The 25,381-nt window shown below is 37.8% G+C and carries 18 protein-coding genes; 7 read left to right on the top strand and 11 right to left on the bottom strand.

Annotated features, from left to right (window positions below; all coding sequences use genetic code 11):
- The first annotated feature begins 191 nt into the window (after positions 1 to 191).
- On the top strand, positions 192 to 968 hold the full coding sequence (locus NSMS1_RS06830) for a DUF5131 family protein (RefSeq protein WP_224092102.1): 777 nt from the start codon (positions 192 to 194) through the stop codon (positions 966 to 968).
- On the opposite strand, the gene NSMS1_RS06825 is transcribed toward NSMS1_RS06830, so the two are convergent.
- A complete protein-coding gene (locus NSMS1_RS06825) occupies positions 958 to 2,085 on the bottom strand; it encodes a three-Cys-motif partner protein TcmP (protein WP_224092100.1) in 1,128 nt (375 codons plus the stop codon). The two genes, NSMS1_RS06830 and NSMS1_RS06825, sit on opposite strands and share 11 nt — an antisense overlap.
- A gap of 139 nt (positions 2,086 to 2,224) precedes the next feature.
- On the opposite strand from NSMS1_RS06825, the gene ileS reads away from it, so the two are divergent.
- The 3 genes from ileS to NSMS1_RS06810 all read left to right on the top strand — a co-directional run bounded on the left by ileS (position 2,225) and on the right by NSMS1_RS06810 (position 9,833).
- A complete protein-coding gene (gene ileS / locus NSMS1_RS06820; protein WP_224092098.1) occupies positions 2,225 to 5,137 on the top strand; it encodes an isoleucine--tRNA ligase in 2,913 nt (970 codons plus the stop codon).
- Positions 5,138 to 5,213: 76 nt separating this feature from the next.
- The gene (locus NSMS1_RS06815; protein WP_224092097.1) at positions 5,214 to 5,819 is read left to right on the top strand and encodes a Uma2 family endonuclease; all 606 of its coding nucleotides are present in this window, start codon (positions 5,214 to 5,216) and stop codon (positions 5,817 to 5,819) included.
- 423 nt (positions 5,820 to 6,242) lie between these two features.
- Positions 6,243 to 9,833, top strand: a complete 3,591-nt coding sequence (locus tag NSMS1_RS06810; RefSeq protein WP_224092096.1) for a P-loop NTPase fold protein — start codon at positions 6,243 to 6,245, stop codon at positions 9,831 to 9,833.
- A 161-nt stretch (positions 9,834 to 9,994) separates the two neighbouring features.
- On the opposite strand, the gene NSMS1_RS06805 is transcribed toward NSMS1_RS06810, so the two are convergent.
- From NSMS1_RS06805 to NSMS1_RS06780, 6 genes are all read right to left on the bottom strand, one after another.
- Positions 9,995 to 10,879, bottom strand: coding sequence for a ParA family protein (locus NSMS1_RS06805; protein ID WP_224092095.1), 885 nt, complete (start codon positions 10,877 to 10,879; stop codon positions 9,995 to 9,997).
- Positions 10,880 to 11,042: 163 nt separating this feature from the next.
- Positions 11,043 to 13,661 (bottom strand): DNA translocase FtsK, encoded by a 2,619-nt coding sequence (locus NSMS1_RS06800; protein WP_224092094.1) that lies wholly within the window; start codon positions 13,659 to 13,661, stop codon positions 11,043 to 11,045.
- Positions 13,662 to 13,688: 27 nt separating this feature from the next.
- On the bottom strand, positions 13,689 to 15,830 hold the full coding sequence (locus NSMS1_RS06795; RefSeq protein WP_224092093.1) for an ATP-binding protein: 2,142 nt from the start codon (positions 15,828 to 15,830) through the stop codon (positions 13,689 to 13,691).
- Between the two features lie 57 nt (positions 15,831 to 15,887).
- Complete coding sequence (locus tag NSMS1_RS06790; RefSeq protein ID WP_224092092.1) at positions 15,888 to 16,727, bottom strand: transcription factor RcaD; 840 nt, start codon at positions 16,725 to 16,727, stop codon at positions 15,888 to 15,890.
- 551 nt (positions 16,728 to 17,278) lie between these two features.
- A complete protein-coding gene (locus NSMS1_RS06785) occupies positions 17,279 to 18,247 on the bottom strand; it encodes a glycosyltransferase family A protein (protein ID WP_224092091.1) in 969 nt (322 codons plus the stop codon).
- A gap of 273 nt (positions 18,248 to 18,520) precedes the next feature.
- Entirely contained in the window at positions 18,521 to 19,510 is a 990-nt protein-coding gene (locus NSMS1_RS06780) for a glycosyltransferase family 2 protein (protein WP_224092090.1), read from the bottom strand.
- Between the two features lie 338 nt (positions 19,511 to 19,848).
- Here NSMS1_RS06780 and NSMS1_RS06775 point away from each other — a divergent pair, with 338 nt between their 5' ends.
- On the top strand, positions 19,849 to 21,066 hold the full coding sequence (locus NSMS1_RS06775) for a glycosyltransferase family 4 protein (RefSeq protein ID WP_224092088.1): 1,218 nt from the start codon (positions 19,849 to 19,851) through the stop codon (positions 21,064 to 21,066).
- A gap of 96 nt (positions 21,067 to 21,162) precedes the next feature.
- Here NSMS1_RS06775 and NSMS1_RS06770 read toward each other — a convergent pair whose 3' ends face one another.
- The 3 genes from NSMS1_RS06770 to NSMS1_RS06760 form a co-directional block, all read right to left on the bottom strand.
- The gene (locus NSMS1_RS06770; protein WP_224095145.1) at positions 21,163 to 21,711 is read right to left on the bottom strand and encodes a peroxiredoxin; all 549 of its coding nucleotides are present in this window, start codon (positions 21,709 to 21,711) and stop codon (positions 21,163 to 21,165) included.
- Positions 21,712 to 21,767: 56 nt separating this feature from the next.
- Positions 21,768 to 22,016 (bottom strand): regulatory protein SipA, encoded by a 249-nt coding sequence (gene sipA / locus NSMS1_RS06765; protein ID WP_224092086.1) that lies wholly within the window; start codon positions 22,014 to 22,016, stop codon positions 21,768 to 21,770.
- A gap of 239 nt (positions 22,017 to 22,255) precedes the next feature.
- Positions 22,256 to 22,759: a Spy/CpxP family protein refolding chaperone gene (locus tag NSMS1_RS06760; protein WP_224092084.1), complete on the bottom strand. Its 504-nt coding sequence runs from the start codon at positions 22,757 to 22,759 to the stop codon at positions 22,256 to 22,258.
- 427 nt (positions 22,760 to 23,186) lie between these two features.
- Here NSMS1_RS06760 and NSMS1_RS06755 point away from each other — a divergent pair, with 427 nt between their 5' ends.
- A complete protein-coding gene (locus tag NSMS1_RS06755; protein ID WP_224092083.1) occupies positions 23,187 to 24,392 on the top strand; it encodes a sensor histidine kinase in 1,206 nt (401 codons plus the stop codon).
- Positions 24,389 to 25,048, top strand: a complete 660-nt coding sequence (locus tag NSMS1_RS06750; RefSeq protein ID WP_224092082.1) for a response regulator — start codon at positions 24,389 to 24,391, stop codon at positions 25,046 to 25,048. Before NSMS1_RS06755 ends, NSMS1_RS06750 begins: the two co-directional genes overlap by 4 nt.
- Here NSMS1_RS06750 and NSMS1_RS06745 read toward each other — a convergent pair whose 3' ends face one another.
- A complete protein-coding gene (locus tag NSMS1_RS06745; RefSeq protein WP_224092081.1) occupies positions 25,049 to 25,366 on the bottom strand; it encodes a hypothetical protein in 318 nt (105 codons plus the stop codon). It abuts the gene before it with no gap.
- Between the last annotated feature and the right edge of the window lie 15 nt (positions 25,367 to 25,381).

Below are 25,381 nucleotides of genomic sequence, written 5' to 3'. Positions count from 1 at the left end.
AGTAATTAAAAATAATTAGCTGTTAAACTCAACATTGATTTACCTTACTAAAACAAGAAACCGAATAATGTCCTGTCATTTTAGAAATGGTTACAATAGTGGATTTGTCAGCAATATTATTGTATAATAGTACAAATGAATTATAAAAATCAAAAATAAGCAAACTCAATAATCATTTAGGTCAAAAAATTATGTCTAGTACTCATACAGGTATTGAGTGGACGGATAAAACTTGGAATCCTACAACTGGTTGTAATAAAGTTAGTCCAGGTTGTTTAAATTGCTATGCAGAAGCCCTTACTAAACGTTTTCCTAATAATTTTAAGAATGGTTTTAAGCTAACTTTACATCCAGAAAGGTTAACAGAACCTTTAAAATGGCGTAGTCCCAGTAGAATATTTGTGAACTCAATGAGTGATCTGTTTCACGAAGAAGTACCTCTTGATTTTATTCAGAATGTTTTTAAAGTGATTCATGCTACGCCTTGGCACATATATCAAATATTAACAAAAAGACCTGAAAGACTTATTGAGTTAGCACCTAATCTAGAATTTAATGAAAATATTTGGATGGGTGTGTCTGTTGAGAATCAAAACTATATCCATCGTGTTGATTATCTTCGTCGAGTTCCTGCCAAGGTACGTTTTCTTTCATGTGAACCACTGTTAGGTTCATTAAATCTTGATTTAACAAATATTGATTGGGTCATTGTTGGTGGAGAATCTGGACAAAAACATCGTCCCATAAAGATGGAATGGGCGGAAGATATTCGTCACCAATGCCAACAAGCAAGAGTAGCATTTTTCTTTAAGCAGATTGGTGGTAGAACTTCTAAAGCTGGAGGTAGATTATTAGATGGACAAATATGGGATGAAATGCCTCCAGCTTGGCAGAAACATCAAAATCTATGGAGTAAATTTACTCAACAACGCTCATTTAGAAGAGGAAATTTAGAACTTACGGCTTAAGTGGAAAGGTTACTGTAACTGAATCTGCGAATGTAATTTCTCCTTTCCTTTTTGGTCTCTTGTTAGCTGGTGGTTCGGCTTTAATTTTTCCCTTAGCTTCCAGACTGTTAAGAGCAGCTTTGTAATTTTTATCAATGTAACGTCTACCAACATTATGCTGCATATAAATCTCTTGCATCGTTATTGTTTGACCAGCAAATGTATCTAGTAGCATTCCTTCTAATTCATCAAGAGGACGGTAAAGCTCAAACAGCAAGGGTTGCATATTAGTCGCTGGACTATACTCAAAAGATGGTACACCTTGATTTTGCTCGGAGCTTTCTTTTGCCATTATCTCCTTCATAATCTTATAGCCTTTGAAGTGCTTACTGACAAAAATCAGGTGATGGCTAGTACGGTTGCCATTTTCATGTTTAAAGCGAAAAGGTAAAACATACTTTCCACCCATTTCTTGCAGAGATTCGCAAAGTGCTTCTATTATGGTTAACTCTCTTGCTTGTGCTTTAAGTGGTTGCAGCTTTTCTCGTAATTTATCTGCTCTTGTTTCTCCAAATAACGCATTTATATGTTCTTCAACTGCTGCATTACTTAGACCCATGTTGATCCGATTATAATTGAAGAAGAAAATACAATCACAGCCCCAGTTTTTTACAACTGAGTTGATAAGTTGTAATGATAATCCTTTGTATCCCCAGGGGTCTACGAAAAATAATGTGGGAACTAAGTTGAGTTGAGAAAAAGCCTGAACAATATTATCTCCTACTTCAAAATTCATTACGTCAGGCTTATACTTTAACTGTTCAATTCCTGGAATTGCATCTATAGCTTGTTGTAAGGAATTAGTATGTTCAGAATTAGCATCATTAAATAATGTTTTGAGCATACTTCGCATATCTAGATCAGCAATTGCTGTCTCTAAAACTTTGATTGGTGTTGATTTTGAACCATCTTTGTATCTACCAGGGCCAGCAAAAAGGTCTATATAGGCAATTGGACATCCCGCGTTTTTAGCAGATGGTATAATTACCTTTGCCCAAGCCCAAAAATATTTTTCAACAATTCGGGCTTTGATTAAGGATTGTTCTTTTTGTTCATCAAAGAAAGAAGGGTTGTTCATACGTAATTGCTATATGTATCGTATTAATATAGTAAATTTGAGATTAGTTAATGTCTAGAACTCAAATCCCAGAGTTGTAGGCTTCATCCCATCTTCTATAATTGATAGAACCTGCATACATAATCTTAGGCATGAAACTGTGACAGAAACTGGAAGCTACAAAGATACTGTAAATCTACCCAAGACTAGTTTTGATATGCGGGCGAACGCCATCAAGCGGGAACCCGAAATTCAAAAGTTCTGGGAAGACAATAAAATTTTTGAACGCCTGTCGCAAAATAATCCAGGTGAATTATTTATACTGCACGATGGGCCTCCCTACGCCAACGGCTCACTTCATATTGGTCATGCCTTAAATAAGATTCTCAAAGATATTATTAATCGTTACCAATTATTGAAAGGCCGTAAGGTACGTTATGTCCCTGGTTGGGACTGTCACGGCTTACCAATTGAATTGAAGGTTTTGCAGAATCTCAAGTCAGCAGAACGGCAAAATCTCACACCTCTGCAATTGCGACAAAAGGCTAAGGAATTTGCTTTGGCTGCTGTTGACGACCAACGCAAAAACTTTAAACGTTACGGTGTTTGGGGCGACTGGGATAACCCCTATCTGACGCTGAAGCCGGAATATGAGGCGGCGCAGATTGGTGTGTTTGGGCAGATGGTATTAAAAGGATACATTTATCGTGGGTTGAAGCCTGTCCACTGGAGTCCGAGTTCGCGCACAGCTTTGGCTGAGGCGGAATTGGAATATCCTGAAGGTCACACTTCCCGCAGTATCTACGCAGCTTTCCCTGTGACTAGTCTGGCTGAGGCGGTGAAACCTGTGTTGGGTGAGTATTTGCCTGATTTGGGTGTGGCTATCTGGACTACTACGCCTTGGACAATTCCGGGAAATTTGGCTGTGGCGGTGAATGGGGATCTTAACTACGCTGTAGTTGAAATCTCACACAAAGGCGCAGAAACGGAAACAGGGTTTAAGTATCTTATTGTCGCGGCTGATTTGGTGGAGCGTTTGGCTACTACTATCTCGGCACAGTTGACAGTGAAGGCTACTTTTAAGGGTAAGGAGTTGGAACATACTACTTACCGTCATCCTCTATATAACCGCGAAAGTCCGGTGGTTGTCGGTGGCGATTATATCACAACAGAATCGGGTACTGGGTTGGTACATACCGCCCCTGGTCATGGTCAAGAAGACTACATTGTAGGGCTGCGTTATGGTTTACCTATCCTTGCGCCTGTAGATGATAGTGGCGATTTTACCCAGGAGGCGGGACAGTTTGCTGGGTTGAATGTGTTGGGTGAGGGAAATCAGGCGGTAATTGATGCGCTCTTGGCTGCGGGTTCGCTGTTAAAAGAGGAGGCTTACGCCCACAAGTATCCTTATGACTGGCGGACGAAGAAACCAACGATTTTCCGGGCGACTGAACAGTGGTTTGCTTCGGTGGAGGGTTTTCGGGAAGAGGCGCTAAAGGCGATCGCATCTGTAAAATGGATACCAGCCCAAGGTGAAAACCGGATCACACCGATGGTTGCAGAACGTTCTGATTGGTGTATCTCCCGTCAGCGTTCTTGGGGTGTGCCAATTCCGGTATTCTACGATGAGGGAACTGGCGAACCTCTGCTGAATGAGGAAACCATCAACTATGTGCAAGCCATCATTGCCGAGAAGGGTTCTGATGCTTGGTGGGAATTGTCTGTAGAAGAATTATTACCAGAATCTTACAGAAATAATGGTCGGTCTTACCGCAGAGGTACAGACACGATGGATGTATGGTTTGATTCTGGTTCCTCTTGGGCGGCTGTGCTGAAGCAACGTCCTGAGTTACGCTACCCGGCTGATATTTATTTAGAAGGTTCCGATCAACATCGCGGCTGGTTTCAGTCGAGTTTGCTCACCAGTGTGGCAGTAAATGGTATCGCCCCTTACAAAACTGTATTGACTCACGGATTTACCCTTGATGAACAAGGGCGCAAAATGAGTAAATCTGAGGGTAATTCTATCGACCCCAATGTGATCATTGAGGGAGGTACAATCAAAATTAATGGTAAGTCGGTAAATTTTGCGCCCTATGGAGCCGACATACTGCGTTTGTGGGTATCATCTGTGGATTATTCCAAAGATGTTCCCATTGGTACGAATATCCTCAAGCAGTTAAATGATGTTCGCGGTAAGATTCGCAATACGGCGCGGTTCTTGCTAGGTAGTTTGCATGATTTCGACCCAGAAAAAGATACCGTTCCCTTTGAGGAATTACCGCAGTTAGATAAATATATGCTGCACCGCATCCGTGAGGTGTTTGCGGAAGTGACAGAAGCTTTTGAGAGTTTCCAATTCTTCCGCTTCTTCCAAACTGTGCAGAATTTTTGCGTAGTGGATTTATCTAACTTCTACTTGGACATCGCCAAGGATAGATTATATATCAGCGCACCAGATTCTTTCCGCCGCCGCAGTTGTCAAACAGTTATACAGGTTGCTTTAGAAAATTTAGCACGAGCGATCGCACCTGTACTCTGTCACACTGCCGAGGATATTTGGCAATATCTCCCATACAAAACCCCGTATAAATCAGTGTTTGAAGCTGGTTGGGTGAAGGTAGAGGAGAAATGGGATAACCCAGAGTTGGCGGAGTTTTGGGTAAAACTGCGACAACTTCGCAGTGAAGTTAACAAGTTTTTCGAGGATAAAAGAAGTGAAAAGGTAATTGGATCTTCCATAGAAGCTAAGGTGCAGCTTTATGTTCCTGATGAGGAATTTCGTCGAAGCTTAGAGGCGCTTAATCCTAAACTTGATGGTTCAATAGAACAAAGTAATGGCGTAGATGAATTACGTTATCTATTTTTAGCTTCTCAAGTTGAACTGATTAAGCCCGATGATCTACTTCTGACATTTGAAAATTTCCCTCCTGATCAACAACACATTTTGGTTGGAAGAGCAGAAGGGGAAAAATGCGATCGCTGTTGGAACTACTCTACCCATGTGGGAGAATCAGCAGAACATCCCCTACTTTGTGAACGTTGCGTTCCTGCCTTAGCTGGGGAATTTTAAAACAGGTTTAACATGAATGTAGGGACGTTTTATCAACGTCTCTACGTTTATGTATGAATTGATTTTTTCAAAGATTATGAACATCCAATCACCTGTAGCGACAGAAATCATGCCAATTGTGCTGAAAATGCAACCAAACATAGTGATGACTGATGATCAGTTTTTTGATTTCTGCCAATTAAACGGTGATTTTCGCATTGAACGTAATCACCTTGGAGATTTATTGATTATGGCCCCTACAGGCGCAGAAACAGATGGACGCAATTTTAATTTAATTGTCCAGCTAGGTATTTGGACAAAGCAAGATGCTACAGGTGTAGGTTTTGGTTCTAGTGGTGGTTTTACCTTACCTAACGGTGCAGTGCGTTCTCCTGATGCAGCCTGGATAAAAAAAGCCAGATGGGAAGCAATACCTTTAGAACAAAGGAAGAAATTTGCTCCTATTTGTCCTGAATTTGTAGTGGAATTACGTTCAGAAACAGATAGTTTGAAAACATTACAAGAAAAAATGGAAGAATATATATCTAATGGTACAGAATTAGGTTGGTTGCTGGATAGAAAACAACGTAAAGTATTTATTTATCGTCCTAATCAAGCTGTTAAAGAATTAGATAATCCTTCTACATTAAGTGGTGAAGATGTATTACCAGGATTTGTTTTAGATTTAAGTCAAATTTGGTAAGCTGATAATATTATAAAGAAACTTGATGAAGCCTGGTTCTAAGATTTTAATGTCTGCAAATAAATAGCTTCTTATTCCATAAGAGTTTGACTGTTAATATTTGTATTTAAGAGATTACTTGTAAAGTATATAGCGTTTACTAGTCCGCTAAGGTATAAATTTATCTGCGTGCATCTGTCTTAAAAAGTTTCCTACGGAGGGAAACCCTCCTACAGAACTTTTCGCTGCGTGCATCTGCGTTCAATTATTATTGCCCTCACCTCACCATATCAAGACTAAACCTTTGCCAAAAAACTGCTCCCCTCTCCGCGTCGTAGAGGGGCTGGGGGTGAGGTCAAAAACTTGTAAAACTATTTACAACCAAAAATTAAAGTAGTAAAACTGATAACAAGCAAACATGACATCATTAGTAGCATTACTGGTATGGAACTAAACCCACAACAAGAAGTAGTATTCCTAGCACCAGAATTTACTGATGAGATAGAAGAAGCGATCGCAGATGTAGAAGAAGCAAAAAAACCGCTAATTACAACCTTTAATTTTCATAGTCCAGTCAGAGCAGTAGCCATCTCACCCAATGGGCATGGCATCGCTGTAGGTTTAGAAGATGGCACGATAGAAATCAGGGATTTGCCAATAGGTAGCGAATTAGTTAGCTGGACTGGACATGAGTCTGAGGTCTTTTCAGTTGCCTTTAGTTCAAATGGCACAATGATTGTCAGTGGCAGTAAAGACAACTCTCTATGCTTGTGGGATCTCCAAGGTGAACCCATCGGCCAACCTTTTTGGGGACATAAAGGTTGGGTCAATTCAGTTGCCTTTAGTCCAGATGACACAATGATTGTCAGTGGCAGTGATGACTACACAGTGCGGTTGTGGAATCTCCAAGGTGAACCCATCGCGCCACCCTTCCAAGGACATGAAGGTTGGGTCAATTCAGTCGCCTTTAGTCCAGATGGTACAAAGATTGTCAGTGGCAGTAAAGACAACTCACTGCGGTTGTGGGATCTGCAAGGTCAACCCATCGGTCAGCCCTTCCTGGGACATGAAGATGCGGTCAGGTCAGTCGCCTTTAGTCCAGATGGCACAAAGATTATCAGTGCCAGTTTAGACAAGACAGTTCGGCTGTGGGATCTGCAAGGTCAACTCATCGGTGAACCATTCCAGGGACATGAAAATGGGGTCTATTCAGTTGCCTTCAGTCTAGATGGCACAATGATTGTCAGTAGCAGTCGTGACAAGACAGTGCGGTTGTGGAATCTGCAAGGTCAACTCATCGCTCCACCCTTCCGAGGGCATCAATCTTCAGTCTATTCAGTCGCCTTTAGTCCAGATGGCACAAAGATTGTCAGTGGCAGTCGTGACAAGACAGTGCGAGTTTGGGATTTACAACCACAGAAATTGTATATTAATCGCATTGCCGAAGCCTTTCGCAACGACAAACCCACAGGCGAAGACGCTCTGGATGTAGGCAAAGAACTCCGAGCCATAGCCGATGTTTTAATGTTGCGGAGTCTCCAGCCTCCCTTAGCCGTCGCTATTGTTGGTGGTTGGGGTAGTGGTAAATCTTTCGGTATGCACCTCATCAAACAGCAAATTAACAAAATTCGCTGTCAACCACTCACCAGTGAACAAGCATGGAATATTAATGCTAATAATCCTAATCTTTCCCCTTTTGTGGGTCACGTTTACCAAATAGAATTTAACGCCTGGAGTTATGCTAAATCTGACCTGTGGGCAAGTTTAATGCAAACAATTTTTGATCAACTTGACCGTCAGTTAACCTTAGAGAAGCAGTTAGGAGAATTTAAAGATTTACTCCAAGGTGGTGAGATTTGGCGTGTCCTCAATCAGATGGTTGAGAGTGATAGAAAAGAAATCTTAGAATCTGGCTTGGGAGAAGTATTTACTAAATTTCAAGATAAAAGCTCAGAAAATGAACTCTGGAACATTCTCAGTGAAGTGAGAAGTGAAGAACAAAAAAAACTAGAAAAGACAGAAACGGAGTTGCGAACAGCACAAAAAGCGAAAGAGCAGATTGAGCAAGAATTACAACAATATCAAGAGCAAATTGAGCAAGAAGTTAATCAGAAAAGAAGAACCACAGCCATAGTAACCCTATTTCTGGCTCAATTAAAAGAACTTAGTAAAGATGATTTTGGTAGCTCCATCTTCAAAGAGTTTTTACATTCCTATGGATTTAAAGGCAAGCAAGATTTAGAAAATCGATTATCTTTAAATTTAACTGAATTATCCACAAATAGTAATCTCATAGATAAAGCCGAAGAGATAATTGAAGATCAACATGAACAGATAAATACTATAATTAATAATGCGCAGAGGGTAAAACACTTTTTAGAAGCACAGCCAGCTAAAATATTAGGTTTAGTTGAATTTATTAAGAAAGACAAAAAAATATGGATTATATTTATCTTTTGGCTAACTGTACCATTTGTAATCTACTTTTGTATAGTTAATTTTTTAATACCCAATTTACCAATCCTATCAAACTTCATATCAACAGTAAAGATTGGGATAACAGCATTATTTACAATCCCTGCAATAAATCAAGGAATAACAGTATTTAAAAGAATAAGAAAATTTCAAATACAAGCAGCAAATTTTTTGCGATCGGCACAAGCAAATATAGAGCAAGAGCAACAAAATTTAGTTGCGAAGAAAGAAGAAGAAATTGCACAGCAACTCAAAAATAAATCAGATTATGATCAAAAACAAGAAGAACTAGCTGATAAAGAGAAAGAAATCCAAAAACTACAAGCACAAGTAGAGTTACAAAAACAACGTGCTGGTTTAACTGCTCAATATACCTCATTATCAGAGTTTATCAACAAACGTTTAGAAGAAGATTCTTATCAAAAACTCTTGGGTATAATGCACCAAATCCAAGATGATTTACAAGATTTATCTGACCACTTAACATACAAAGTTGGAAATCAGAATAAATTAAATATTCTTAAACAATATTTTCCCAGAGGCCCAGCTAGAATAGTTCTCTACATAGATGACTTAGACCGTTGTCCACCCAACACAGTAGTCCAGGTTTTAGAAGCCATACAATTACTGTTAAATACAGAAATATTCGTTGTGATTTTAGCCATAGATGACCGCTATATTAGCCGTGCTTTAGAAACCTGTTACAAAGGAGTTTTAAAACGTGGTGGGACACCTTCTGGCGTTGACTATTTAGAAAAGATTATCCAGATTCCTTATAAAATGCGACCCATAGCTGATAAAGCAATTTTAGAAAGATATTTAAAGTCGCTAATTGATATCAAAATAGAAGAAGATGCAGAACAAAATAATAGGCGGGAAAGACCAGAATCTATAAATTATGACTTAAATAGTGACAATCAAGTTCAAAACCAGCAAAATATTCAAAATGATATTCAAGATGAAGTCGAAACACAAAGCTTTCAACCTGAACAATCTCAAGTATTGCAACAGCGTGAAGCATTACTATTAGTTGAAAAATTTACTCAAGCAGAATTTGATATGATCAAAGAATGCTGTCAACACGTTGACCTTACCCCTAGAACAGCTAAACGCCTCATTAATATTTGTAAAATCATCAAAATTATCTGGACACCAACACCCAACGATCAAACATGGGAACAAGAACCAGAAGAAAAAGTCAAGCAAACCTTAATAGCGTTTCTCGCTTTAGCCGGCAGATATCCCGTGCAAATGCGAAAACTATTAGAAGAAATATATTTACGATTTGAAACAGAAAATCAACAGGAAATAATTCTTGAAAAAGATAGTTTTATTGAAGAATTAGAAAAACAAAATTATTTTATTGATATATACGTACAGAGAGAATGGCAGAGATTTAAAAATGACTTTATCAAAATGCCACCATTAACAGAGTTCATATTTGAAAAGAGAACTTTTAATTTAGCGACTTCTTTCTGCTTTGTAGGTGATGTTGGCTATGACCCCGATGACTATTACAATCCTCAATATAATGGCAACGGTAAAAACATCAATTTTTAGTAAGAGATTATTTATAAAGTAAAAATAAAATTCTTGTAGGGTGTGTTAGGCGCAGACTTTGGCTATAGGTTCTCATGAAAAATATGATAAAAGCGCCTAACGCACCGCTAGATCAGACGGTGCGTTAGGCTGAAGCCATAACGCACCCTACTTAAGATTTACTACAACTTCTGCAACAACTCCTGGGTTAATTGCAAAAATGCTTTAGAACCTGCTGACTGGGGTGCATTCAGCACAGCCGGCATAAAACTATCTACCGCTTTAGCAACGTTGATATCAACTGGAATTTGTGCCTTACAAATTTGTTCCACACCAAAATCTTCCACAACTCGGTGCATCACTTGTTTGTAATATCTACCAGTAAGTAGATTAGTGTTGCACATACTAAACACAATTCCCAACATTTTAATATTTATCTTCGCTTCTTGTTCGTGACTTTCTTTTAACTGCCCAATGCGTCTTTCTAAAAGTTGAATACCCACCACAGATAAAGGTTCTGGTTTGGCTGGTAAGAGGTAAAAATCGCTGGCTGCTAAGGCGCTACGAGTCATTAAATTATAACCAGGAGCGCAATCTAAAAGAATAAAATCATATTCGTCGCGTACTGGCTTTAAGATGTTATTAATCAAGACTCTTTCAAAGCGGTTCCAGACATTTTCAAAATTTTGTTCGCCTAAAGCTACTGTTTGCTTATGTAGCATTTCTGAGACGATAAACTCATCGTATAAATCGATATCTCCTGGGAGTAAACTTAATCCTGGGAGATTACAAACGTTAGGTTGAATAATATCTTGGATTGTCAGCTTGGCGTTGGGGTCTGGATTAATTACATCGTCAATTAAATATCTAAATGTGAGTCGTTGTTTACGCCGTTTGGCGAAGTCTAAAGGCGACATTAAGCTGAGGGTGGCGCTGATTTGTGTATCTAAATCTAACACCAGTACCCGTTTACCATAATTTTTTGCCAAACAGGTGGCTAAGTTAACGGTGAGAGTAGTCTTACCTACGCCACCTTTCATATTTGCTGTTGCAATTACATATCCCATTTGTGATTTCCTCTGATGACGCGCTCCCGATAGCTTACACCCGTTACCATTAAATCTTTGATGGCAATATTGTCTCGATTGAGGCTGTAAAATTATAACAGTGCGCGGACTTTATGAATTTGCATTATCCAGAAGCGCACATAAGGAAGTTAGCAACATCAAATTAAATAGATGGTATTTGAATAGTTTTAGCAAATAAGCTTTGTAAGCGATGCAGTTGGGGGCCGATTTGGTAGAGTAAATCACCTTTGCCTAGTAGGTAAGCGGCGGATGTTTCAGTTCCTCCTAGCACAATTTTTGAGTCGGCTTCGCTTGCAGTTCGCAACGCAACTCTTCCTGGTAGGTTAGAACGAATAATGGGAGTTACAACACCGGCTTCTGGGCGTTGAGTAGCAATAATTAAATGAATCCCCGCAGCCCTTGCCATTGCGCCTAAACGTTTGATACTTTGTTCTAAGGCTTTGCGAACTTCCTTTTCTGCCATAAAGTCCGCATATTCATCAAAGATACAGGCAATGCGTGGTAAGGGTTTTTGGGAACGCTGATTATAGGCAGTTAAATCAGCACAGCTAGCTTTTTCAAACTGCTGATAACGGGATTCCATTTCTATAACTAATTCTTCCATAAGTTCAGTAGCGCGATCGCTATCTTTAACGACTGGTGAATATAACCAAGCCATACGTTCAAACTCTGGAAAAGTAACTCGTTTGGGGTCAACTAGGGCGATTTTGAGATGTTGCGGCGAATAACGATATAGTAAGCTGAGGAGGAGCGATCGCAAAAATTCGCTTTTACCGCTACCAGTTGTCCCACCCACTAAAAAGTGACAGGTATTAGGATCAGATAAATTAGCCTCTATTAATTCTCCTTCTAGGTTTACCCCAATAGCGATTTTTATCGGTGCTGTTGCAGGTAACTTTTGTGGTTGAATGTAATCTCTAAAACTAGCAACCTGTCTATCTGGACGCGGTAAGTCAATGCTGACATACCCAGCTTGTGGAGTAATTAAAGGTTTGTCTGCTAACCCCAATTGCACTTGCAAGTCATTTGATAATCTCAGCAGTGAATTTACTTTCACACCCAAATTAGGTTTTAGCTTCACTCTGATAAAACTCGGACCAACAGCCGCACCCATATAGTCAACACCAACACCAAAAGATTGCAAGGTATTAATTAAACCTTCCCCTATTTTTTCAGCATTGGGTGATGGCTGAATATTTACTTTAGATGTGTCCTTTAAATCGTTTGTAGAAGCATCAATATTAATCAATTCCTCCCTTTCTAAGGGGAGTTGGGAGGGATCAGATATAACACCATCAAAAAACGTCTGACACTTTTGCTGCTGGGGACAAATTTCACATAGATGAGGCTGAGTTGTTCGCGGTGGTGGGTTAGGATTTGCTGATTCCCAAGCCAACCATTGCTGCATCTGTAATAATTTGTGAGGGATTAATTGATGTACTGTATTTTCTAGGTCTTCCCAGGAATAGTGATACTCTTTAAACTCAGGTAATACACAGTAAACGGCTGAATCGACAGGAACCTTTTTCTTTTGATGCAATATATAACTGTATAGTGCAACCTGCGCCAATTGTGCGGAAGGGTCTACAGGTTGATAGGTTTTAAACTCCACTACACACAGCCGATTTAACTCAAAATTAAACACTAAACAATCAAATTCACCTCTAATCTTTTGCTGAGTTCCATCAGGTAAGGTAAAATAATGCTCAATGCTGCGTTCTGTCAACAAAAAAGTATTACTAATAACTGTGTCTGCATAGCAGTATTTTCGATTCAGTAATAGCAATTCTGTAAAGCGTTTAATTAGCCCTTGTAACCCCTGCCAGATTTGTAGGAGTGCTTGCGCTTGGTTTCCATCTTTTTGAATTGCTATTTGTAAATAGGGAAAAAATTCTAGTTGATAAAATTTTTGTTGAACTGCTGAAGTAATCTCATCTATATTAATTTGTGATACTGCTGGTTTAAATAAATTTTTAAATTCTGGCTCAACAATAATTAAGTTAACAAATTTATCGGCTAACTGATGAAATGGATTGCCAATACCAATAGCGGTATTTTGTGGTAGAAATATTGGCTTATCACCAAATTGATGATTTAGATAAAATAATCGAGGACATTCAAAAGCGATTCTTACTTTAGTCACGCTTAAAGATGGATTTTCCATTTCTTTTGTTGGCTGATTTAAATCATTATTTGGTAGAAAAATATTATCGACAGCATGAGGACTAGATATTTCCAGTAAACGACGATGCACAGCTGCTAGATAAACTGTATCCATCGCCGCATATTGTAACTGCTTTTGGCTAAGTGGTCGTTTTCCCCAGTCGCTTGATTGTTCTTCTATATCTACGTTAGAGAAATTACATAGTTCGACTGCTAAAGTTTTTAATTTTAAGTTAGAAGTTTGCAGATGTTTGCGACTAATTTTCCTGGCTAGTTGTAAAGTACAGATAACATTTTTAGCTATTTGTCCACCTAAATATTTAATATCAAAACTAGCATTATGAAAAACTTTTGTAATATGAGAATTAACCATGATTTGGTTGATAAAGTATTTTGCCAAATCTGGTTTATTCAGTACATCAAGAATATAAGCTGTTGCGCCTGTTGTGTCTATTGGTTTAGCCAATACCTGAATCAGCGACAATTTAGGAGACGAGGTATACCAATGAGCTATTTCTGTATCTAACCAAAGTGTCTTAGCTGTTGCTAATTGGGATATGACATCGATGATTTCTGGCGCTTCTTTGAGGTAGTGCATTGACTAAAATTGGATCAGAAACAAAGACTAATACGCAATCAAGCAAATTAATTTATCTTGAAAATTACCCTTTGGGTTGATAACTTTCACTTTCTTCTCTTGGCATAAAAGCTCAATTAAGAGTTGGACATCATTTTCTTGAACATTAGGAAACTGATCAACCACATTTTTAATTAAAGTAGGTACACCCATAAAGCTCTGTGTTTTCACTAAACTAAACAAGAAATCTTTTACTAAGTGCAAATCTTTTCTTGTTCTATTGCCCTTATCTGGTTCAGTTTTTTCTTTAGGAATAATTCCCAACTCCTGTAATAAATCACACTTGTGTAAAATTTTTGATTCCCAAATTAAAGATTGTAATTCTTGTAAGTTAATTGCTCTACGTTTACTCGTCAATACTAATTCTTGAGACAGTACAGAATTTACCAAATTTTGGTATGTTACTAAGTAGTGAACCGAAGTCAGGTTGGGTCTTATGTGATGATGGTTGGTATGATTAAAAATTTCTTGGTATATTTGATTACCAGCTAATTTTGATGTTCCTACTCCTCCGATTCTAATTAAATATAGAGTTTGACATAAATTCTGTTGAATAACTCTTTGGCAAGCATTCATGATATGAAAAAAGGTTGCCATGCCTGCATCTTCAGTCCATACTATACCTGCTCTTTCTTGCTTGACAGGCTGTTGATAACTCAAAGAATAACTAGCATACTTTCCACTTAATAGTTTCAGCTTAATTCCCTGGATTTGTAAAGCAATTAATGCTTGTTGTAACATCCCTATTAAATCAGGTGATGATAACAATGAAATTTTGCTATATTTCTCCTGATTTTTCTTATATTCTTTCTGCCACAGCAGATGAAATTCTGCCTGAACTTGCTCAATATTATCTGGAGGTGGAGGAGGTGGAGAGATAATTATTGTACCATCAGGCTTTTTAAATAAAGGTATATTAACTTTTCCTGTGTCTATTATTTCTGGTTTCGAGGATGGATTATTAACAAAATGTGGTGAAATTATTTCTTCATTTTCTAACAGGGAAATTTTATATTTTTGATACTCATAACGACCTAAGATAAGTGTATTTCTCGGCAGGGTTTTACCACCTGGAAAATTTTTTTCTAAGGATTCCTTATTTAAAGGAAAAACGGGTGAATCAGGATTGACATTAGCTTTTTGATGTAGGGAGTTTAGATGATATATCCAAAGCGATTCTGCTTGAGTTAAATTTATAGGTTTTAGTGTTACTTGCTTGTCAATTCTAGCTTTATCAGACTGTAAAATTCGGCTACCCTTTTGTCTCCACTCTGACTGAACTATACTTATGATAATGAGAAAATTTCTGAGATTATCATTATGAATTGTAGTGTTAATATTAAAAATGGGTTGAGGATTTGAATCCCAACTTGCTTGACTTTCAACTTGATCAAAGCATAAAACTATTGGTTGATTATCAGTAGATATTTTACCAAAGTTGGCTAAAATATTCTTTGCCGCATCTTCACTATCAATACAGTGTTTAACTTTTAATACAGCCTTTGAATCTTCACTTAAGTCATCGCCTCGTAACCATTCGCAGGCTAAAGGATATAATTCTGGCTCAGTAAGGTCATGTAGTATGCCAAAAAATATGTCAGGATTATAGATACCTACTTGTTTATACGTTTTCTTAAGTTCTTTAATAAAAGTTTGGCGATCACTAAGTAATAATTCCCACAAACTATGATTAAAAATGCGCTTTTTTAGGCTCTGCTTAGTAAAAGTGGATAAACTTTTCAGCCACAATACTAATTGAGATTCTTGTTGTCCATTTGGTACTTGAATTAAGCTATCAACTGTGTAACGTAAAATATGCCGCCAAATATAATCGTTGTCAGTCCAAGGACTTATATAGGCAAAAAAAGCTCTAGAATTGAACTTAAGTTTGAGTCTAGCAAGTAAATAACTTTTACCAGAGCCGGAATCACCTGTAAGTAAAACAGTACGGCTACGATGATCTTTTTCTACTAAGTCTAATAATCCTTCAATCTCACTTATGGCTTCTTGATGAATTGACTCAACCACAGACTCAAAGCTTTGATTTTCACTCCAAAAATTACCCGATTTTAAGTTTACAAGGTCAAAGGGATTAATCTCTTTTTTAATAATGTCGTTAATTGATGTCATATCTAAATTTTGGTAAGGTAGCAACCTGAAATTCAGTGAAAATTATGACTATAATCGTTAATTAACACTGATAAAAAACAACGAACCGCCTATATTTTGAGGAATGCCAGTATTTAATTGTTCTGGTGTATATGGTGTTGGATCTAACAATGTACTCAGTTCAATTAGATCATTCTTTTGCAAACGATACAAAGCCTGATCTAATTCATCTCTTGAAAGTGGTGGTTGTAATTTTTCTCTTAGATGGAAGATAGGTAAATAATTTTCTGTACCCAGTTCTTTGTCTAATTTCTCAATAGTTTGTAAAATTTCTTCATCATTGATATTTATAATCGTTTCAATTGATGATTCAAAAATAGGAGTATAAACAAGAGATACTGGTTCTGACTTAAGCGGCAAAGTCTTGCGTAAAAACCGGAGATAGTTGTTTAGCAAATCTAAGCTAATGTTTGCTTTACCTACTGGGTTGTAGTCATCTCGCAACAACTCGATTCCTCTTTCAGTTAACCAAACCTCAGATCCATTTTTTTTACGTTGCAATTCAGTTTCAATCAATCCTCTTTCATTGAGGGTTTTTAATATCGCGTCTCGTTCAGCAGCTTTTAGCGAGGTAATTTTGCTGGGTGCGATTTTACCAGTAGCTTTACTGATTTTCTCCAGTAGCTTGAGTTCTTTGTCAGTGATGGGTAACTCACCTGATGGGAGTTTCAGCAGGGCTTGACCAGCAGGTAAAATCTTGACTGTGGCAATTTCCCGCGAATAGTCTACCAGTTCGCGATCGCCCAATTCTCGGCAAATTTTATCTTTACCTTTAAAACTACTAAAGGCACTTAGTCCTGTTCGGTAATTGGGAAATCCCAATAACTTTAGGAGGAACTTTAATTCATTTGTATCCATACTGGTAATTTATAGAGCATCTACGCCAGAACTACTTTAACTCAAATGGCAATAAATGACACACATTTTTATATAGTATCTCTGATTTTTTTCAATGGCTATAATAGAGTGAGGGATCAAATCTGCCACACTAAATAAATCTCGCAGTTTTTTGCTAAAAAAAGCAAATTATGAACTTAAACACTTCTTTTCAAGCACATACATTTCTCACTATACAGCAAGACTCTTTCTGAAATTCCACTATTAATACCTTTTACAGCTAAGTAATAGATTAAATATATTATTTTCTATGATTAATAACTATGACTCTCACAAAATATTTATGATTAAATAATATAAATAAATTAAATCTATCTTAATATAATTATCACCGATTAGGGACAACAGCCCAGGCTGAGAAGGAAATACACAAGCAATTGAGAATAGAAAATACAATTAGCGATCGCAGTCGTATCTATAGCTTTGACTCTTGGTACAATATTTGCTATTAACAGACTGCAAAACGCCTCAATTAACCAACCTACGCCTACTTTGCCACAAATCAAATAAATTCAAGTTTGGCTAACAGTTGTTTGTTTCCCTTTGATTAACTTGAATTTAACCAACTTAGCCAATACCTTTGGTACAGTGTAAATCTGCCAAAATATCAGATTCCATAAATATCCATATTGGGGATAACGTTTAACTAATAGTAAGTCTGCTAATAAAATCTGTCTAGGCTCTTTTAAACTACCATCCATAACTACATATCTAATTTGTTCTGGCTTTGGTGGAGCATGACCGATTATTTTATCTTTTTCATAAAACTTTGCTTGCACAAATAAACCTAGTAATCTATCTAGACTCCATGCGGGTAGCCAAGTTAATGCACCTGCAATTCTCATGGTGTTTGATAATTCATACAATGCTGGCTTAACTAGCGCAGTTTGCCAGATTCTATTATTAAAGTTTTCAAAATGAATGCCGTTTTGATCTTTTCTTTGATGCCAAGGGAATAATATATGTCTAATATCTATTGATTTATCTAAAGGGGCAATGGGAACTTCTAACAAACCTTTATAATTACCTTTTTGAAAAGGAAAAGGATTTTCAGGTGTTTTCTTACATATTTCTAATTTTTCAGGCTCAGGATTTGGTTCCCATTCTTGTTTAATTCTAGCTTCATCAGTATAAGGTATATTTTGTATTTTTAGTCTTAAAACCCAGCTTTCTGGAAATAGTTGGAAATACTTTTGTGTGAAATCTACAAGATCAGGATGAGCAAAATCATCATCATCTAATGCTAGAACATAATCACTCTCGGCGTTGAGCAATCCTGTAAATCTTTGAATCACTTCACCTTTATATGGACTTTTTAAACTCCTGACTCTAGAATCATCTATATTTTTAATGGTTCCGTCAGGTGGATAAACTAAAATAAACTGCACATTACCTTTAACTTTTAATAACTGCTCTAACCAATATTCAGAAAAATCACCGCGTGTTGCAGTAACAATTGTTAAAAACGGTTTGTCATCCATAGGTTTTTGTTTGAGTGATTTACTATAAATACAGCAGTTTTCTTTTCCATGAAGTACAAAACTTCAGGTTTTGAGGCAGAGAGTAGCGCTTTGCAAGGATATACTACAGCAGTCCGCTCAAGTAGACGAACCATCCCACACGGCTGTCTACCCGTTGTAGCAACTGCAAAGAGATAGTAGATTTAAACTCTTGATACGTGAGTTTAAATCTAATCTTTTATACCTCACTTACTCGCAAACTGCTGTAATTAATAGTTAGAGAATTAACAAAAATTAAACAGATGCTTCTCGCACTTGCTCAGTGTAATCTTTAGGACGTAGTTGGCGAAAAGCTTCTAAAGCGAATTTTCGCAGATTGATTGGTAAGTAAGATAAAATTAACCCCAACATAAGCTTGCGCTCTCTTCCTAATACCTGAGTTGATTGCTGCAAAAGTCTTCTTCCCTCCACAGCATCTCCTTTTTCAATCAGCCTTAAGCCTAAAGCTAGCTGCGTACCTGCTAATTTTCGCAAGCGGAGTTTCTCTAACTCCTCATCAGGGAATTTATAACTGCTAATACAAAAAACTTTGGCTGACAGAAAATGTAGGTTTTGTTTCAAGCTTGTTTGTCCCCCATGAAAACGATATTCCATGAGAAACTCTGGAATAAAATAACCTTGTTTACCTGCGATCGCTAATCTTACTAGTAAGTCAAAATCCTCGCAGCCGTCAGCTTGTGGACGCATGTAATCAACTTCTTGTAAACAAGCTCGACGAAATAGGGTTGAACCTACCTGTAAACTTTGCTGCAAAAAGGTTTCTCGCATCAAATTAGGAATGACACCCCGTTGGAGTTTATCTTTACCCCACTTGCGAGAGTTTTCAATGGTTGCTGATTCAACCCTTTCATTATTTTGATTAATAATCCAGTGATTTGTGCAAACAAAATCCACCCTAGAGTCTGCATCTAACACAGCCACCGTTTTTTCTAAAAATTCGGGAGTTAAGGCATCATCATCATCAAATTTGATGAAGTAACTTCCACAAGCTGCCTCAAAACCAGAACGCATATTCCGGCTGCGACCACCGTTTACAGGTTGTCTGATATAACGGATTCTGGGATCATGCCATTGACTGACAATTTGAGGAGTATTATCAGTAGAACCATCATCACAAATAATTATTTCAAAATCCGTATAAGTTTGAGCTAATACGCTATTGACTGCATAAGGTAACAGATGAGCGCGATTATAGGTAGGGATACAGACAGTAACTTTAACCATAAGTTTTTATCTCAAATGCTAAAAAATACACATAAACCAGCAGTAGCTTAACCGAGATATCTCGGTTAAGGCTTACTTTCAGGCGTTTTCAGAAGGTAACTTGTCAAATACTGCATTCCTGACAAGGGTGCAAATACTGACTCATTTTATCTTGCTAAATTTTAGTTCACTGACGAAATTACTGACGATAAATATATATTGCCCTATGTTTCTCAGTAAAAACAAGGGGTTTATTGTGAGTTTATAGTAAATCTTTCGGCAAAAACCGAGGAAAATCTGATGACATCTGCTCTGCAATTAGGTCATCGTATAGTTATCGTCATGTGACTTAAAGAATTATGAATGTATTAATGCTGTCTGCCACCTTTCCCTACCCACCTACAGGGGGAGGAACGCAAGTTAGGACATTTCATTTACTCAAGCATCTGCAAAAGAATCACTCCGTTACCGTGCTAACTCAACGCGATCGCCATGTTACAGACGCAGAAATTGCCGGCTTAAGGGATTGTGTAGATAATTTAGTCGTATTTGACCGTCCGTTAGATACTGGTACGAATGTAGGATTAATTAAGAAAATCCAGCGATTTAGTCAATTCTTACAACAAGGAACACCACCAAGCGTACTTAACCGTTACTCAACCGAGATTCAGGAGTGGATTGACAAAGCTGTAGAGGAGCACAAATATGATGTAATTACTTGTGAACATAGCGTAAATGAAATTTATGTGCGTCCCCATTTCCAGCAACATCTCAAAACTATAGTTAATGTTCATAGTTCAGTGTATGGTTCTTGCCTGAATCAACTAACAACAGGTGTTTCGGATAATGTCTGGAGAGATAAAATTAACTTACCGCTTTTGCGGCGCTATGAACAAAAGTACTGCTCTAAGTTTTCTACAATTGTAGTTACTACAGAAGAAGATAAAAAGCAATTACAACAATTCTGTCCAAAAACTGATATTGCAATTATTCCTAATGGTGTAGATTTAGTAATTTTTCCTTATCGTACAGCCGATCCACAAGGGCATAAAATAGTTTTTGTCGGGGCAATGGATAATTTAGCAAATATTGATGCTGTCTGCTATTTTGCTAATCAAGTATTGCCAGAACTGCAAAAATCTTACCCTGATACTACTTTTGATATTGTTGGTTCTCGTCCGACACCAGAAGTTTTAGCACTACAAAATCAACCAGGAATTACTGTTACTGGGCGTGTCCCTTCTATGGTAGATTATTTACATAGAGCAAGTGTCTGTGTTGTGCCTATGCGGACAGGTTTTGGCATTAAAAATAAAACTTTAGAAGCACTGGCGGCAGGTGTACCAGTAGTAGGAAGCGATCGCGGTTTAGAAGGACTAGCTATTGATACACCGCTAACAGCACTAAGAGCCAATCAACCAGCAGAATATATTAGTGCTATTAGTAAACTATTCGACAATCCCCAACTGCGATCGCAATTATCCCAAAATGGTAGAAAACTTGTAGAAGCTGAATTTACCTGGGATATAGCAGGTAAGCGTTATGAGCAAGTTTGTTTAGGTGCTAAGGAGGGATGAGGGGGATGAGGGGGATGAGGAAGATATAAATTCTTTCCTGCTTCCTCCACTCCCCCTACTTCCCCCACTTCCTCATCTCCCCCATCTTTCCCTTCCCTAAGATTGCAACTGTTCCAGTTTGGCTAAAACTTCCGCACTGTGGACAGAGGGATTTACTTTGACAAAAGTTTCGCGGAGAATGCCTTGCGGATCGATCAGGAAACTATGGCGCATAGATACAAAACCGATCCAAGAACCGTAAGCCTTACTAACTGCACCAGTAGTATCAGCCAGCAAAGGAAATTTTAATCCCTCAGAATCACAAAATTCAGCGTGAGAATCGATATCATCAGCACTGACACCGATAATTTGTGCATTTTTTTCTAAATACTTTGGTAAATCTTGCTGAAAACGACGCGCTTCAATCGTGCAACCTGCGGTAAAGTCCTTGGGATAGAAATAAAGCACTACCCATTTACCTCGTAAATCAGCTAGAGAAAGCTTACCATCGCCTGTATTAGTTGGCAGAGTAAAGTCTGGTGCAGGTTGATTGATAGTAGGAAGTTTGCCCCCAAGTGCATAAGCTGTAGGGGCAAAATTCAACCAACTGATGACAGCAAAACAGCTGACAAGCAAGATTTGTAAAAAATGGCGGCGGGAAATCATCATGTAAGTAAGAATAGTAACTTTACACAAGTTTACATTCTTAACTACAAGAGATGTTATGTGTGTGCATCACTATTTTTTGGGGGTTGATCTACGCTTTCGATATATTGGCTATCGATGAGGAATGCACCTCTAGCAAAGCGTACACCCCAATACCCGCCAGGACGGCGATCAAGCACAGTCCCTTCCTCTCCTAATTGAATTACATCAGGAGGGCGTAACATGGGCATAGGGTCTGCTGTTTTGATATAAGGCGGTAATGCCACAACACGGACTTTACTACCGACAATAAATTCTTCAGACATAAAGATTAGTAAGAAACGAAAATCCCAGTATCTCCAAGATACCGGGATTTTCAGGCGTTCAATATGCTGTTGTGTGAGAAAGTAAGTAAAGGTAAGGGGAGGAACTAATCCCCTTTCCAATCTTCTGCAAGAAGCTTGTTAACTGTGAGCGATCAGCTACGCTGGGCGGAACGCCATCGCTAAAGTCAGCCAAAGTAAAAGTCAAAGCAAATCTGGTTGCCAAATCATTACAGCTTGGATTATTGATTTTGAGGTGGAGTTTGATTATTCTGTCTTTGCTGCCAACGCTGACGACGGCTAGCCTTTAGTTCTTGTAGTTTTGCTCGCTGTTCAGTAGTTAAAACAGCCTCAATCTGTTGTTTTGACGATTGACGAATTGATTTGATTCTATTTTTTTGGTCTTGAGTCAAATTCAAGTCAGCAAGAACATTACCGCGCTTACCAGCTTGGGGACGCTGGCCTTGTTGACGCTGTGCCTGACGCGCTTGACGCGCTGCTTCTAACTTAGCCTTTTGTTCTGGGGTAAAAACTGATTCGATTTGAGTGCGGCTGTTATCCATAATTTGTTTTATTTTGGCCTTCTGGTCGTCGGTTAGTCCCAAACTTTCCCAAGGCCCTTTCCGCGCACCTTGTGCAATTACTGGCGCAGCAGAAGAATTTGCTTGTGCATGAACAACGAAGGGAGTTGTAGTTAAAGTAAGAGCGATCGCTCCAGCTAGCAGAGATAACGGCTTGAGTTGCATTGATTACCTTGGTTCGTTTTCCTGTGGAATGTAATCATCTTAGGAATTTTGATCAACTATCCACATGAGGAGAAAGTCATGAATAAAATCATGACTAAAGTCATGGTTTCATCCTGATTCAAGTAACTGGTGATTCTCTACTAATTAAAGTAAACATAGAAAACTAGGCTTGGTCGGTTGTCAGTGGTAAATATTTTTTGGCCACTCACTGAATTTTAGATTTTGGATTGCCGATTTTGGATTGGGATTGATTGGTTAATAACCCTTGCTCAATCTCTTTCTATCTAAAATTCGGAGGTTCAATCTAAAATTTAAAATCTAAAATCCAAAATTGTGTGACTAGGGGATGAGGTATTAAACTTTTATAAAAACAACTAACTAACAAGCACTGACAACTGACAAATTATTCTATCTTTAAATATTAAATATGAGTCGAGCCATTAAATTAAACAATCATCCTTTCCCCTTTTTACTCTACTTAGAATGGGTATTACTAGCAATATCTATTGTTACATCTGTCTTGCCCTATCCTTCACCAAAATTTTCTAGTAGATTTCCTGAACTGACGATATTGAGCCTAATAATTTTTGGCTTAATGGGTTTGCGATTGCCTACACATAATAAAATAAATAAAGTCATTTATACAGCCTGTGAAATCTTTTTGATTTTTATTACTGGGTTATTTGAAGGTAGAGCAGCAAGAATGTTCCCCTTCCTCTACATTATTTTAGTAACTCGTAGTTGTTTAATTTTTCCTTTGCCTGGGCGTTTAGCTGTTACTTTTTTCTCTTTTAGTTTATTTTTATCCACCTTAATCAATAGATTACCTCGCGCTAATTTACCGATACAAGCACAAGAGCGGTTTCGTTTTTTCACTTTGAGCCTGATATTAATATTCGGTCTAAGTTTAATTTTCGTCTTACTATTAATGAATAGCTTATTATCTGAAAGACAAAGCCGAGAAGAATTGGCAGTGGCGAATGAAAAATTGCGTCAATATGCTCTAAGAATTGAAAATCAAGCAACTTTAGAAGAACGGAATCGCATTGCGCGAGAAATTCACGACTCATTAGGACATTCTCTCACTGCATTGAATTTACAATTAGAAACTGCGTTAAAATTAGCGCCATCTAATCCCGATAAAGCACAAAGTTTTTTAACTAAGGCAAAAGAACTTGGCTCTAAGGCTTTGCAAGATGTACGCAATTCCGTTTCTACTATGCGTTCTCATCCTTTGCAAGAAAAAACTTTAGATGAAGCAATTGATAATCTGGCACAAGAGTTTCAACACCATACCGGAATTGTATTAACTTGTGTGCTGAATGTTAATAATCAATTATCGATGGAAGTAAATACAGCTATCTATCGAATTATCCAGGAATCGTTAACAAATGTATCTAAACACGCCAGAGCTACAAGAGTTAATATAGAAATTTCTTTAAGTAGAGGTAGCTTGTTGTTGATAATTCAAGATAATGGAAGAGGGTTTGATATCCAACAAAATACCACAGGTTTTGGCTTACAGAGTATGCGCGATCGCACTTTAGCATTAGGAGGTAAATTTGCAATCAATAGTAGCATTGGTGGTGGTTGTCAAATTACCGTTGATATTCCTTCAAGTAGATTGACATGATTAAAGTTTTGTTGGTAGATGATCAAAATCTCATCCGTCAAGGATTAAAAGCATTATTAGAGCTAGAGCCAGATATAGAAATTATTGGCGAAGCAGAAAATGGTAAAATCGCCCTTGATTTAACCGCTCAATTTCATCCAGATGTAGTCTTGATGGATATCAGAATGCCAATTATGGATGGAGTTGCAGCTACACAATTAATTCAACAAAATTTTCCCAGAGTTAAAGTCTTAGTTTTGACAACTTTTGATGATGATGAATATGTCAAAACTGCTTTACAACATGGGGCGATGGGTTATTTACTCAAAGATACACCCTCAGAAGAATTAGCCGTGGCAATTCGCGCAGTTCATAGGGGCTATACTCAACTAGGGCCGGGGATAGTCAAAAAACTCTTAACCCAGTTTCAGGCGACACCCAACCACACACCCCCTGCGCCGCCTAATTTAACGGAACTTACCCCCAGAGAAAAAGAAGTTTTAAAACTAATTGCTACAGGTGCTAGTAACCGCGAAATTGCTCAACAACTATATATTTCTGAAGGTACAGTCAAAAATCACGTGACTAATATATTAAATCGGCTGAGTTTGCGCGATCGCACTCAAGCCGCTATTATTGCCAATACCTATTTAGATTATTTCAATGAATCTGAGTAATTACGTTTGCCTGAGTGCAGACATGACTTGATCAGTCACATCTCTACCACCTTGGAAATTAACAAAAATCGATTGAATTGTGTAAATAATTCCCCAAGGTATTCCCCACCATCCTAAAAAGAAGGAAATCAAAATAAACTTTAAGCTCTTTTTGAAAGTTCCTTGTCTAGCTTTAATTAAATGAATTTCTGAACTGCGTCTAAATGTTAAAATCAATACAGAAAAACAATAAGGGAAAACAACAAACTTAGCACCATTAGCTAATTCTTTATTTAATTCCTCTACCGTTATTCCATCTAAACCTATGATTTTTGACATTTGCCACCTTGATAA

Source organism: Nostoc sp. MS1, from assembly GCF_019976755.1.
Classification (GTDB): Bacteria; Cyanobacteriota; Cyanobacteriia; order Cyanobacteriales; family Nostocaceae; genus Trichormus.
This window is presented reverse-complemented; position numbering and strand designations above follow the sequence as displayed.